This window comes from Nocardia sp. NBC_00565 (genome assembly GCF_036345915.1).
Taxonomy (GTDB): Bacteria; Actinomycetota; Actinomycetes; order Mycobacteriales; family Mycobacteriaceae; genus Nocardia.
The window spans coordinates 4,972,368-4,984,466 of sequence record NZ_CP107785.1; the positions used below are offsets into that span (position 1 = coordinate 4,972,368).

The 12,099-nt window shown below is 66.5% G+C and carries 12 protein-coding genes; 5 read left to right on the forward strand and 7 right to left on the reverse strand.

The features are described from left to right. Positions 1 to 227 precede the first annotated feature (227 nt). Complete coding sequence (locus OG874_RS23370) at positions 228 to 1,088, forward strand: helix-turn-helix domain-containing protein (RefSeq protein ID WP_330249279.1); 861 nt, start codon at positions 228 to 230, stop codon at positions 1,086 to 1,088. Here the strand turns inward: OG874_RS23370 and OG874_RS23375 are convergent, their stop codons facing one another. Together OG874_RS23375 and OG874_RS23380 are read right to left on the reverse strand one after the other, a co-directional pair. Then, positions 1,089 to 1,913 (reverse strand): ABC transporter permease, encoded by an 825-nt coding sequence (locus tag OG874_RS23375; protein ID WP_330249280.1) that lies wholly within the window; start codon positions 1,911 to 1,913, stop codon positions 1,089 to 1,091. It lies immediately after the preceding gene. Then, a complete protein-coding gene (locus OG874_RS23380; protein WP_330257386.1) occupies positions 1,910 to 2,692 on the reverse strand; it encodes an ABC transporter permease in 783 nt (260 codons plus the stop codon). The genes OG874_RS23375 and OG874_RS23380 overlap by 4 nt, the downstream gene beginning before the upstream one ends. A gap of 555 nt (positions 2,693 to 3,247) precedes the next feature. Here OG874_RS23380 and OG874_RS23385 point away from each other — a divergent pair. Beyond that, the gene (locus OG874_RS23385; protein ID WP_330249281.1) at positions 3,248 to 3,745 is read left to right on the forward strand and encodes a hypothetical protein; all 498 of its coding nucleotides are present in this window, start codon (positions 3,248 to 3,250) and stop codon (positions 3,743 to 3,745) included. 76 nt (positions 3,746 to 3,821) lie between these two features. Here OG874_RS23385 and OG874_RS23390 read toward each other — a convergent pair whose 3' ends face one another. Both OG874_RS23390 and OG874_RS23395 read right to left on the reverse strand, forming a co-directional pair. Further along, positions 3,822 to 4,262 carry a DUF4254 domain-containing protein gene (locus tag OG874_RS23390; protein ID WP_330249282.1) on the reverse strand — a complete coding sequence of 147 codons (441 nt, stop codon included), beginning with the start codon at positions 4,260 to 4,262 and terminating at the stop codon, positions 3,822 to 3,824. 201 nt (positions 4,263 to 4,463) lie between these two features. After that, on the reverse strand, positions 4,464 to 5,243 hold the full coding sequence (locus tag OG874_RS23395) for an SDR family oxidoreductase (protein ID WP_330249283.1): 780 nt from the start codon (positions 5,241 to 5,243) through the stop codon (positions 4,464 to 4,466). A 34-nt stretch (positions 5,244 to 5,277) separates the two neighbouring features. Between OG874_RS23395 and OG874_RS23400 the strand changes: the two genes are divergently transcribed. Continuing rightward, complete coding sequence (locus tag OG874_RS23400) at positions 5,278 to 5,625, forward strand: winged helix-turn-helix transcriptional regulator (protein WP_330249284.1); 348 nt, start codon at positions 5,278 to 5,280, stop codon at positions 5,623 to 5,625. A 55-nt stretch (positions 5,626 to 5,680) separates the two neighbouring features. Here OG874_RS23400 and OG874_RS23405 read toward each other — a convergent pair whose 3' ends face one another. Beyond that, on the reverse strand, positions 5,681 to 7,081 hold the full coding sequence (locus OG874_RS23405) for a TIGR03118 family protein (protein WP_330249285.1): 1,401 nt from the start codon (positions 7,079 to 7,081) through the stop codon (positions 5,681 to 5,683). A gap of 86 nt (positions 7,082 to 7,167) precedes the next feature. Between OG874_RS23405 and OG874_RS23410 the strand changes: the two genes are divergently transcribed. After that, a complete protein-coding gene (locus tag OG874_RS23410) occupies positions 7,168 to 7,665 on the forward strand; it encodes a peroxynitrite isomerase (protein ID WP_330249286.1) in 498 nt (165 codons plus the stop codon). Positions 7,666 to 7,667: 2 nt separating this feature from the next. Here OG874_RS23410 and OG874_RS23415 read toward each other — a convergent pair whose 3' ends face one another. Then, positions 7,668 to 8,783 (reverse strand): hypothetical protein, encoded by a 1,116-nt coding sequence (locus OG874_RS23415; RefSeq protein WP_330249287.1) that lies wholly within the window; start codon positions 8,781 to 8,783, stop codon positions 7,668 to 7,670. Positions 8,784 to 9,047: 264 nt separating this feature from the next. Between OG874_RS23415 and OG874_RS23420 the strand changes: the two genes are divergently transcribed. Further along, the gene (locus OG874_RS23420) at positions 9,048 to 10,175 is read left to right on the forward strand and encodes a BTAD domain-containing putative transcriptional regulator (protein WP_330249288.1); all 1,128 of its coding nucleotides are present in this window, start codon (positions 9,048 to 9,050) and stop codon (positions 10,173 to 10,175) included. A 92-nt stretch (positions 10,176 to 10,267) separates the two neighbouring features. Here OG874_RS23420 and OG874_RS23425 read toward each other — a convergent pair whose 3' ends face one another. Next, positions 10,268 to 12,055 carry a penicillin-binding transpeptidase domain-containing protein gene (locus OG874_RS23425; protein ID WP_330249289.1) on the reverse strand — a complete coding sequence of 596 codons (1,788 nt, stop codon included), beginning with the start codon at positions 12,053 to 12,055 and terminating at the stop codon, positions 10,268 to 10,270. Positions 12,056 to 12,099 lie beyond the last annotated feature (44 nt).

Below are 12,099 nucleotides of genomic sequence, written 5' to 3' on the forward strand. Positions count from 1 at the left end.
AGTCCGGCGGAAGAACTTCGGATTGGGGCAAATTTGCTACGTTCTACGTGTTCCTACGCCGAAATAACACCGAAAGACACGCTGCGACCGTAGATTTGGCGTGCGGATCCCTGCGATTGCCTTCATAGAACACCGAAATGCACGTAGATTTGCCCCAGAAGCATGCTCATGCAGGTGTAAGAACGCAATAGTGCGTTCTTCGAAGTGCGCAGGGCGAAAGGGGTGTCATGGCAGGCAAGCGCACAGTCCTCACGGCGGGATTGCGGCGGCTCTCGGTGCTGCTGTCCGAGATGCGCGAACACGCTGGGCTCAGCAAAGAAGAGGTCAGCGGGAAGACCGGGATCAACATCACCACGCTGTACCGAATCGAGACGGCGCAGGCGCGGCCGCAGCGGCGAACGCTGATGACGATGCTCGATCTCTACGGCGTCACCGAGCAGCAACGCGCGGATGCTCTGGAGTTGCTGTCGGACGCACTCAAGCCGGGTATGTCCCGTCCATACGAGGCGACCCTGACCGAGGTGCACGCGGCGTACATCAACTTCGAATCCGAGGCGCTCTCGGCCCGGCACTATCAAACCTCCTACATCCCAGGGCTATTGCAGACCTCGGAGTATGCCGAGGCGGTCATCGACACCAATATGCCGAAACTGGACGCGGCCACGGTGCAGCACAATGTGCGAGCGCGGATGGATCGGACCACCCACCTCACCAAGCCCGATCCGCTAGAGCTCTGGGTGGTACTCGACGAGGCGGCGATCCGGCGCGTCGTCGGCGGGCCGGATGTCATGAAGGGGCAGCTGAAGCGGCTGCTCGACGATTCGCAGATGAAAAACGTTATCCTGCAAATCCTTCCGTTCACCGCCGGCGTGCACCCCGGTATGGCCGGCGCGTTCACGCTGCTGGACTTCAAGGATCCAGCCGATCCGGAGCTGGTGTACGTCGAGGGCATCGCGGGTGATCAGCTGATCGAGGGGCACCCCCAGATCCGCCGCTTCGGCATCATTTTCGACCAGCTGCGGGCCATGGCGCTGAGCCCCCGCGACTCCATGACACTGATCGACCAGGCATCCGAGCAGCTGCGCTGATCAGCTGCGGCTGGCCCGCCGATAGCCCACCGCCGCCGGAATCGCGAAGACTACGATGGCGCCGACGCACCAGGCGATGGTGGCCAGCAGCGGATCCCGCACCGGTCCGCCCAGCGACAACCCGCGCATCGCATCGATGGCATAGGACATCGGCTGATGCTGCACGATCGGCTTGGCCCACGCCGGGTACGCGATCAGCGGCACGAAACCGGAGCTGAAGAACATCAGCAGCGACGAGCCGAGCGAAACCGCCTCCACCAGAGCGGCTTTCGCGCTGAACACGGCCACCGCAGTGACCATGGTGGCGAAGGCGATGCCGAACAGCAGCGGCACCCCGAACAGCGCGATGCCCGCGAACAGCCCCTGTTGGAACCGGAAGCCGAGCACCAGCCCCACCGCGAACAGCACCACGGTGCACAACAGGATCCGGATTCCCTCAGCGACGAAACGCGCCGCCAGTCCGGACGCACGGTGCACCGGCAGCACCCAGAACCGGGCCAGCAAACCCTCGTCACGCTCGCGCCCCAGGGTGATGGCACCGGCCACCGATCCGGACATCACGCCGACCAGCGATACCATCGGCACCGATCCGTACAACGCGCTTGCGCCGGAGAAGGACGAAATCTGGCGTCCGAGAACGGTATTCAGCATGACCAGCAAAAGCGCCGGGAAGACGAGCGACTGCACGACGGTCAGCGGGTCGCGCCACCAGCGCACCAGCATTCGCTTGGTCTGGATCATCGTCTGCGGAAGTAGCAAACGCCAGGTCTCGGTCCGACCGGAGACCGTGGGCAGTTCGCGGGTGGGAGCCAGTACCTCGGTCATGACGACCTCCGCATCGAAAGGAAGACCGCACCGGCGCCGAAGACCACGGCGAGGCCGAGCGTCCAGGCCAGCGCGGGTCCGAAGATCGACCAGCCGACCACGCCCGCATTGCCCGACGGGTCACCGGCCAGTGCCCGCAGTCCGTATATGAACTGCGATATCGGCTGGTTGCGCGCGAAGCCCTGGATCCAAGCCGGGAATTGGTCAGCCGGGGCGAATCCGGTGGAGACCATCCCGAGAATCAGCTGCGGCAGGATCAGCGCCTGGGTGGTGGCCTCCGGACTCTTGGTGAGACTGCCGAGCAGATCCGCGCCCAGACACAGCGCCAATGCGATCAGCAACGCGAACCCGATGAAACCCAGTGTGTCCCACCAGCTTCCATAGAAGCGGAAGCCGATCACATGGCCACTGACCACCGCCGCGGCCAGCGCGACCGCGGCCCGGTACAGCGCGGCGCTGACCCGTGCGGCCAGCGGCACCGCCGAGCCCATCGGCATCGAGCCGAACCGGACGTTGAGCCCGTCCTTGGCGTCGGCGGCCGCCCGGAATGCGGCCGTGATGGCGCAGAACGCGACCGCCTGCATCACGATCATCGGCATCAGGAACTGCGCATAGCTGCTCAGCCCGTGCCCATAGACGGTCATGACCAGATTCAGCGGCACATAGAAGCCGACGGTGAAGACGGTGGGTGCGAGCAAGGCGGTGACCAGCTCGCCATTACGCCAGGACGGCCGGATCAGGCGGCAGGTCAGCGCCCACCATTGCGCCGCCGTCGCCATCCGTGGCGGCGGCGCGTCGACCAGCCGTTCGCTGTTCAGGCGGCGCTCGGCCGTGCGCGAGCCCCCGTCGCCACGTTCCTGCTGGACGGTGCCCGACCCCGGTTCGCTCATGCCTGCGCCTCGCTAGCGCTCGGCTCCGGCATGCGCGATGCGCGCAGGCACACGATTCGCTCGCTACGCTCGCTCATGCCTGCACCTCGCTAGCGCTCGGCTCCGGCACGAGCGAGTGCTCGGCTGTGTCTGTTGTTCGCTCGCTCACGTGCACGCTCCCATCCTGCGCGTCACCGGTGCCCGTTGGCGGAGAACCGGCTGCTCTCAGCATGTCGCACGCAGCCGAGGCGGGTCCAGTCTGACCGAAGCGGCGGCGCTTCCACACCGGCCCCGAGTGTGGGAACGACGACTCCGAGGGGTCGATAAATCTCCACCAAGGGTGCGGCCCCATGTGGAGTTGTCGCCATGCCCCGGTTGCGAGTTATGCAGCGTCGCTATCCTTCTCGACGGAATGTCCGATTCGGGAAGTGACGTTCCCGCATGGGGTGAGTAATGTATCCCCCGATGACCAGCATGGAAGCCCGTTTCCGGGACGCAGCCCGGAACGTGCCCCTCCCCAGTCCGTGGAATCTGTCCGCCTACCTCGCCAGTGTCGCCGCGCACCGCGGCCGTTCCATCTCGCTGCAGACGGTGCCCGCGGGCACGCTCGCCGATATCGGGTGTCGCGGCGCCGGGCTGTGGGTGGCGCGCGGCCACGACGACATCATCGTCTACGACGCTTCGGCCACCGACCGCAATGCGGACCACATCATCCTGCACGAGATCGGGCACATGCTGTTCGGACACGGCAAGAACGGCACTGCCGCCACGCCGATCGCGCCGACCCTGGCCGCGCTATTGCCCTCCATCTCACCGGCCGCCATCAAACATGTGCTGGGCCGCAACGATTTCGGCACCGACCGCGAACGGGACGCGGAGGTCTTCGCCGATATGACCCTGGTCTACGCGACACTGCCGCGCCGCAAGAATCGGTCGTTTCGATTGTTCGGGCGCGGCCGCTAGCGACTGCTCGCAGGTCGCTCGAAAGGATCAGCTAGCGACTGCTTGCAGGTCGCTCGAAAGGGCCGGCGACTGGCGGTCAGCCGCTCTCGGGTAGTCGACGAGTTCCATCGCGCAGCTCGTCGACGAGATCCTGGTACGTATCGGCCAACTCATTGAGCTGCACCCACGCGTCATAGAACACCGCCTCGGGCGCCTGGGAGAGCGGAACGAAGGCCTGCGAGGTCATCCTGGCCAGCCGATCCACGATCTGGCCGACGGTTTCGGTATGCATCAGTGCCGCGGTGCCGGGCACCGGCATCGCCAGCGTCACCCAGCGGTCGATCCCCCGCACCAACTGCGCCCGCCGCCGATCCAGTTTGGCCATCTCGTGGACCGGCGTCCGCTCGCGCATCTCGTGCAGCTGCGCCAGTTCTCCCGCCACCTCCAGCATCGGATGGTCATCGTGCGGTAGCCCTCGGAAGGCCGCCAGCAACATATCCCGCCCAGGAACCATCGGGCTGTGTCTCGCATACCTCATCTCGGCCTCCTGCCGACGCCCGGAACCCGCCACCCGTCGGCGAACCTCCCGACCGGCAACGTCGCCACCGCATTCCCCCTGATTATCGACCCCCATCACCGTTCGCGACCAGAAATCGCCGATATAAATCCGTTACAAACGCTTTCACGGCAAATCGTCAGTAACGCGGACTGCGGTCCACCGTCTCAGCAGACAGTTCGACTATGCACGGACGTCCGCGGCCAGATAGTCCTGGCCGCCGACGTAGAAGGTGCGACCGGATTCGGTTGCGGCGTTCGCGGCCTCGGCGACGACGGCGGCGAACTCCTCGATGGTCGGGAGTGCGCCGTGGTCGCGGCGGGCCGATACCGCGTCGGGATTACGGCGCTCCAGCAGACGGACGATGATCGTGCCGTCGATCATGTCGCCGGACACCACATTCAGGCCGATGCCGCGATCAGCCAGCTCGGGAACCATTGCGCGCAAAGCGTCTTCGCCCGCGCGCTTGCTCTGCGCGATCGGCTCGTAGTCCGCCGGCACCGGTTTGCGGCCGTGGAAGTGCGCTTGATGGCTGGTCACGAATACGATCCGGCCGCCGGCAGGCAGATGCGGCAGTGCCTGACGCACCAATCGCACCTGCGCGTCGCGATTGAGCGCCATCGCATAGTCGGGACCGGCATTGCGCTCCAGTCCGCCGGATGCGTTGAGCACCAGCACATCCAACCGCCCGAACTCCGCCACGACACCGTCGAGGAGCGCGGCGGTCGAGTCCGCGTCCGCGATATCCGCGCCTGCCGTCGACGCGCTACCACCTGCGGCGATGATCTCTTCGGCGATCGCATGGGCACGCTTGCGCTTCTCGCGGTAGTTGACGATCACGTGGTCGCCGTCCGCCGCGAGCACCTTCGCCGTCTCCGCACCGATCCCCCGCGAAGCACCGGTGATCAACACAATCCGTCGTCCCGAGTCGCGCACCGTCTCCCTTTCCGCAGCCCACAGCAATACTTCTAATTTAGAATCACTATGGTAGTTCGAAATGAGAAGTGCAAGCGGAGCGAAACCGTCGCGGGGGCGAACCGACCCGGCGCACGCACCCATGCTGGCCGCCATGGACCTCATCGGCCAACGCTGGATCCTGCGCGTCCTCTGGGAACTGGAGCCCGGCCGCCTCGGCTTCCTCGAACTGCGCCGCCGCATGGGCAACTGCTCATCGAGCATGCTGTCGACCCGCCTGCAACACCTGCAGAGCGCGGGCGTGATCGTCAAGAACTCGGACAAAACCTACGAACTGACCACCGCCGGACACGAACTCACCACGGCCCTGCAACCGATCTGGGCCTGGTCCGAACGCTGGGCCCCGACTCCCCCACCCGCCACCGATTAACGACGAAGGCGGCTCCCGGCGCGTGGCCGGGAACCGCCTTCGGGGTATCGCAGGTCTACTTCAGCCGAAGCTTGCCGAACAGACCGTCCTTCTCGTCATCCGGTCCAGCGGTGAAGTACAGCGAGTCGGCGTCACCGAGGCTCTCACCATTGCCGAACATCAAGGCCCACAGACCTTCGATCTCGACCGGTGCGCCCTTCTCATCGCGCAGGTAGTCGACGAACTTGCCGGTCGCGTCGTCATAGGCGAGCACATGGCCGAGGCCGCCGAAATTGCCGACCAGCAGCTTGCCACTGAGCGGGCCGAAGTTCGCGGGCGCCACCGTGACACCCCACGGCGCGTTGAGGCGACCGCCGTCGTCGAGGATGCGGACCAGCTTGCCGTTGCCGTCGAATTCGGCGACCTTGCCCTTGGCCGGCTTGCCCTTGGCGTCCTTCTCCTGGTCCTTGTCCAGCGAATCCTCTTCGGCCTTGTCGAACTTGGACGCGTCCACCTCATCGGGCTTGGTGTCGGCGTAGGAGACGAAGACGCGGTTGCCGATGGTGGTCACGTTGAACGGCGCGGGGTCGCCCGGCTTGGCCTTCTTGCCCTTATCCGGTGCGGCCGCGTCGATCTGGTCGCCGGTGGCGAAGGGATTGGCGAAGCCGGCGGTCGGGATCAGCTGCCAGTCCTTGTCGAACGTGCGGATCTGCGGGTTCTCACCGAAGTCGGCGGCGAGCAGTTTGTCGGCCGACGGTGCCAGCGCGATCCCGAAGAACGCCATCCCCTGCGACTCGCCGTCGAAGACCAGGTTCGCGGGACCGTCGTGGCGGACGATCGCCCCCTCGGGACCGAGTTCGGTCCACGCCGAGATCTTTCCGGAGTCGGTGGCGAAGATGAACCGCGACGAACCGGTCAGCAGCAGCGGCGCGCCGTCGGCCTGCACCGGCTGATCGCGGACCACGAACAGGTCGGAGGTGATCGGCGCGCCATTGAAGACGACACCGGTGGTCTTGCCGATGCTGTTGTCCGAGGTGTCCGCGTCCGCGCCCGGAATCGTGACGATCTTCAGCGGATCCTGGAACAGCGTCTGCACCTTGGTGTCCGCGGATGCGGTGACATCACCGACGAACTGGACGGACTTCCCGCCCGCGCCGACCCAGAAGTGTCCGCCCGCGCCCTTGGGGCGATCGGCCAGGCCCCAGGCATTCACCAGGTCCGGGAAGAGGAACTGAGCCTTGTACTCGTCTTTGTTGGCGGCGAGATTGGTCTGCGCGTAGTGATTGCCGTCCAGGGCAGGCACTTCGTCGTTCGACGATTTCGAATCCGAGCAGGCCGCCGCGACGACCAGGGCCACACCCAGCACCGATGCGCGCAGTAGACCGTTGCGAGTCCGTGTCCGCCACGCACCGCTGCGGCGCGATTCACTCCAGCGTCCGTTCAACTTCTTGTCCTTTCCAGCCACTCGCACCCTCATCGGCGATTAGGCGAAGCTAACCTTACCCTGGCGGAATTTCGACTGTATGGGAACACCTCGGATCCGACAGGTTTAAGCTGTCGGCCGTGGTCGCCCCTCAACCTGCCATCGCCCCCCATCCCGATATCGCGCCGCTCGCACCACTGCTCGGCACGTGGCGCGGACCCGGGCACGGTGAATACCCGACCATCGAGTCGTTCGACTATGTCGAGGAAATCAAGTTCGGCCACCTCGGCCGACCTTTCCTCACCTACCGCCAGCGCACGCGCGCCGCCGACGGCAGCAGGCCGATGCACGCCGAAACCGGTTATCTGCGTTGCCCGCGCCCGGACCACGTCGAGTTGATCCTGGCGCATCCGACCGGTATCACCGAGATCTGCGAGGGCAGTCTCACCATCACCGATGGTGAACTGCACATGGAGTTCGAATCGACCAGCATCGGCCGCAGCAGCACCGCGAAAGTGGTGACCGCCCTGGGCCGGTCGATCATACTGGTCGGGGACACCATCGATTACTCGCTGCGCATGGCCGCGGTCGGTGAGCCGCTGACCCACCACCTGGCCGCCACACTGCGCCGCGCCTGAGTTCAGTCGCGCGTCGGATCCGGACGCCACGGCACGTAGACCCGCCCCGCGCCCGCGGCGGCGGTCTCGGCCGAATGCAGTTGGTACGGCGTGATACCGCCCGCCTCCCACGCACCGACGGAACCCGCGGCGACCGCTTCGGCCGCCTTCGGGGTCAACCCGATCTCATTGCGCACCACCGTGATCGGCCGATCGGCCAGCGAGAACCAGTCCAGATCCAGGAAGTCGTGGCTGCCGTGCGTCAGCGCGCCACGCCGCATGGCGTCGCCGAGGCGGGTGGCCATGCCCGCGGTGCTCAGATGTCCTTCGTTGGCCTCGAACAGCCCGGCGCCCGCATGCAGATACCCGGTCTCGAACAGCGAAATAACCATGGCCAGCAAGCTGAACGCCCGCGGATCATCGTTGGCGCGCGCCATGAACGCGAACACCTCGATCTCGTTCTCCAGCGTGGTGCCGTAACCCGCCAGCACGTGCACCCAGTCGTGCTGGGCCAGCAGCGGCGGCGCCGAACCCGGCAGTCCGGGAGTGACGAACCCACGGTCGGCGTAGAAATCGGAGACGCCGCGCCCGAGGGTGCCGACGGGCAGGTCACGCAGGTTGGCCCAGCGCGCGGCCAACCCGGGGTCATCGCTGACCTGTCCCCACGATGAATCCAGGCTCTCGGTGTGCAGCGCGGTCAACCGGCTCGGATCCAGCGCGCCGAGGTAACCGTTGCGGTCGAAGTCGACCGCGGCCAGTTCGATCGCGCCTTCGGCGTATTTCCGCGCCACCGCGATCATGTCGTCATCGACCTCGAGCGCGTCGGCGAATTCGCGCAGTTTGGTCGCGACCGCGGGCGCCAGCGGCCGCACCACCAGCGCGGACAGCAGCATGGTCTGCACGATCCGCTCCCGGAAGATCCGGTTGCGCCGGACCAGCCCGAGCGCGAAGGACTCGGCACTGATCGGCCGCATGGTCTCCATATCGACCCGGTGGCCGGTCATCGACAGAAACAGCGAGGGAATCAGCAACTGCTGCAGCGGGGTCAGCCCGTCCGCGCCCGCGGCCGCGGTGATCACACCGCGCGCGAGCAGCGCGACTTCGGCCGCATCCGGCGGGGTCAGCAGTACATCGTCCATCCGGTCAACACTCCAGCAAGATCGGCGCGAGGTCCACCGGCGCGGTGCACGATTCCCATTATCGATCCGAATTCAGCACGGCGCGTGATCGTTTCGCCGAGGGCGTAGTCGAAGCGACTTGTCGCAGGCACGCGGCGTCGTCGGTGCGTATGCTGGATCCATCGCGTGCGGCTTCCGTCGGCGAAAAAGCCGTGGGCAGAGGCGGTCCGGAAGCAGCAGGCGTTCGGAGGGAATCAGGTGGGCTCTGCGGGCTCGAATCGACCGGTGCTCGATCTGCGAGTGCTCGGACCGGTGCGCCTGCTGGTCGACGATCGCGCATTACCGCTGCCCGGCACCAAGCTGCGCGCCCTGCTCGCCATGCTCGTCATCAATCGCCGTAACGCCGTCGCGAAAACCACACTGGCGAACAGCATCTGGGACGAGGAGATGCCGAATCGCTCGGTCGACGGCCTCTACGCCTATGTTTCGAATCTGCGCACCGTGCTGCGCGGGGCCGGGGTCGACGACCGGGCCATCCTGCGCACCGTGCACGCCGGATACCTGCTCGATATCACCGACGACCAATGCGATGTCGGCCGCTTCGAACGCGCCAGGAACCAGGGTTCGCTGGCCTTCACCACCGGCGATCTGGACACCGCGGCCGAATGCTTCGCCGACGCGCTCGCGCAATGGAGCGGTGAAGCCGTCGCGGGGTTGCGCGGGTTGCGCTTCGCCGACAATTTCGCCGCCGATCTGGATGAGCGCCGGTTGAACGCGGTCGCCGACCGCCTCGACGCGGATATCGCCTGCGGTCGCGAGGGCGCGGTGCTCGGCGAACTGACCGCGCTGACCGCCGAACACGCGGTGAACGAGCGGCTCTGGCGACTACTGATCTCCGCGCTGTACCGCGCCGGGCGACAGGCCGACGCACTGGCCGCCTGCCTGCGCATTCGCCGCAACCTCGCCGACCAGCAGGGCATCGACCCGGACCCGCGCACGCTGGCGCTCGAGGAGGCGATCCGCAGCCAACAGGCGCTGCCGGTGGTCTCCTCCTCGCCTGGCGCGACCAAGCGGGATCTGCCGGACATCCTGCGACAGGCCTGGCTGCGGGTCGGCGACGGCGAGGCGATCGCCATCCCGGCGACCGGTCTGCGGATCGGCCGCGAATGGGATAACGACATCGTGCTCGACGACGCGCGGGTCAGCCGCAAGCATGCCCGCATTCTGCCGCGCGACAACCGGATCTTCATCCGGGACCGGGATTCGGCCAACGGCGTGTACGTCAACGGCGTGCCGATCGGCGCCGACACCGCGCTGAAGGACGGGGACGTCATCCGAATCGGTTCCACCACACTGCGTTACGAGATGCCGGACCGCGGCGCGGCGCCCGAGACCGACAATCGCACCAACTGACCGATGCGATGCCGGTCACATGTTCGCGCCTGGTGTGCAGTCGGCACCCCAATGCTGGGTTCCCGTTTCGGATAGCCCAGCACTGGTAGCGGTCAGTAGCCCGTGGGCAGCGCGGCGAGCATGTCACGCGTTACCGCCACGGCGTTATCCGAGCTCCCGCCCTTGACGAGCAACGTCGCGAAGGCGAGATCCCCGCGGTAGCCGACGAACCACGAATGCGACCCGCCCTCGACCTCGGCCTCCCCCGTCTTGCCGTACACCTCACCCTGATCGGCGATGCGTTCGGCGGTTCCGCCGGTCACCACCTTGCGCATCATCGCGCGCAACCCGTCGATCACCTGCGCGTCGATGGCCGGACGATCGCCCTTGATCTCGGTGGTGCGCCCGGCGATCAGATACGGCACCGGCGCAGAGCCGTGTGCGACGGTCGCGGCGAGCACCGCCATCCCGAACGGGCTCACCACTACCTTGCCCTGGCCGATTCCGTCCTCGGTGCGCTGGATCATATCGTCGTCCGGTGGCACCGAACCCGATTCGGTCGGCAGTCCGGGGACCGTATATCCCGGTCCCACACCGAGTTTCGCGGCGGTGTCGTGCAGTGCGTCGCCCGGCAGCTGGCTGGCCAGCTTCGCGAACGCGGTGTTGCAGGACCGCTCGTAGGCGGTGGTCATCGACACGTCGCCGAGTTGGAAGAGGCTGTAGTTGGGAATTGTCCGCTCCCCGATGACAATTCGGCTCGGGCACGGCAAAACGGTATCGGGCGTGGCCTTTCCGGCCGACATCGCCGCGGCCGCGGTCACCGTCTTGAAGACCGAGCCCGGCGGGTACTGACCGATGGTCGCCACCGGACCGTCGCGGTCGGCCGCTTTGTTCTGTGCGACAGCGAGAATCGCGCCGGTCGAGGGTCGCAGCACCACCATCATGGTCTGCTCCGTGCGGCCGCCGACAGCGCGCTGCGCGGAGTTCTGCACGTTGCGATCGATGCTGAGCGAGAACGACGGAGCGGGCTGGGAGGCCACCTCGGTGAGTACGTCGGTGTCGGCGCCGTTGGAGTTCATGGTGACAACGCTCCAACCGGCCTTGCCGTCCACCTCGGCGATCACCGTCTTGCGCACCTGCGCGAGCAGATCGGGCGCGAAATCCCGGTCGGTCGGGACCATATCCCACTGCTGGGTCAGCGTCACCCCGGGCAGACCGAGCAGATCGGCACTCACCTCGTTCAATTCATTCTCGCTCAACAGCGCGACGGTGTAGGCACCTTTGGCGGCCAGCGCAGAGCCGAGGATCGCCTCGGGTGTGAGACGCTCGTCGAACCGATTCAATGCCGCCGCCAACGAGGTCGCCGTATACGCCGGATCCGCGGCGGAGGCCGCGGTGAACGCGACCCGAGATACCTTGCCCGGCACCAGCACATCGCTGCCGGACTGCTCGTTCACCCTGGCGCGCGGGGCCGGGTTGGCGCGCAATGTCATGGTCTGGGTGTCGCCGAGCTTCGGGTGGATATCCGAGGAGGTCCAGCGCACTATCCAGCGTCCGTCGCTGCGCCCCATCTGCAGTTGGCCGGTGTACTTCCAGATGCGGTCCTTGGGCAGCCGCCACTGGTAGGTGTAGTCGACGATCGCGGTATCACCGGTGACCCTGGCCGCGCCGGTGTGCGCGGACAGCTCTTCGGCCTGGAGCTCGTCCCAGGCGGAACGCATTGCGGCGGTTGCCTTCTCGGGCTGACTGGTCAGTCCGGCCGCGGCCTCGACGTCATGGTTGGCGAAGGCGGCCAGGAAAGCGTCGGCCGCTGGCACCGGCCCTTGCGGGCGCGCCGAGCAGCCGGTTCCCGCCACCGCGAGCGCAGCGACAGCCAGCCTGATCATCATGCGTGTCGACATTGGCACCGATCGTATAGCCAACCGTGAGCAAACGGCTGTGGCAC

Coding starts and splice junctions, on each gene's coding strand:
- OG874_RS23370 (WP_330249279.1), top strand. CDS start 228: ATGGCAGGCAAGCGCACAGTCCTCACGGCGGGATTGCGGCGGCTCTCG.
- OG874_RS23375 (WP_330249280.1), bottom strand. CDS start 1,913: ATGACCGAGGTACTGGCTCCCACCCGCGAACTGCCCACGGTCTCCGGT.
- OG874_RS23380 (WP_330257386.1), bottom strand. CDS start 2,692: ATGGCGACGGCGGCGCAATGGTGGGCGCTGACCTGCCGCCTGATCCGG.
- OG874_RS23385 (WP_330249281.1), top strand. CDS start 3,248: ATGACCAGCATGGAAGCCCGTTTCCGGGACGCAGCCCGGAACGTGCCC.
- OG874_RS23390 (WP_330249282.1), bottom strand. CDS start 4,262: ATGAGGTATGCGAGACACAGCCCGATGGTTCCTGGGCGGGATATGTTG.
- OG874_RS23400 (WP_330249284.1), top strand. CDS start 5,278: ATGAGAAGTGCAAGCGGAGCGAAACCGTCGCGGGGGCGAACCGACCCG.
- OG874_RS23405 (WP_330249285.1), bottom strand. CDS start 7,081: ATGAGGGTGCGAGTGGCTGGAAAGGACAAGAAGTTGAACGGACGCTGG.
- OG874_RS23415 (WP_330249287.1), bottom strand. CDS start 8,783: ATGGACGATGTACTGCTGACCCCGCCGGATGCGGCCGAAGTCGCGCTG.
- OG874_RS23425 (WP_330249289.1), bottom strand. CDS start 12,055: ATGTCGACACGCATGATGATCAGGCTGGCTGTCGCTGCGCTCGCGGTG.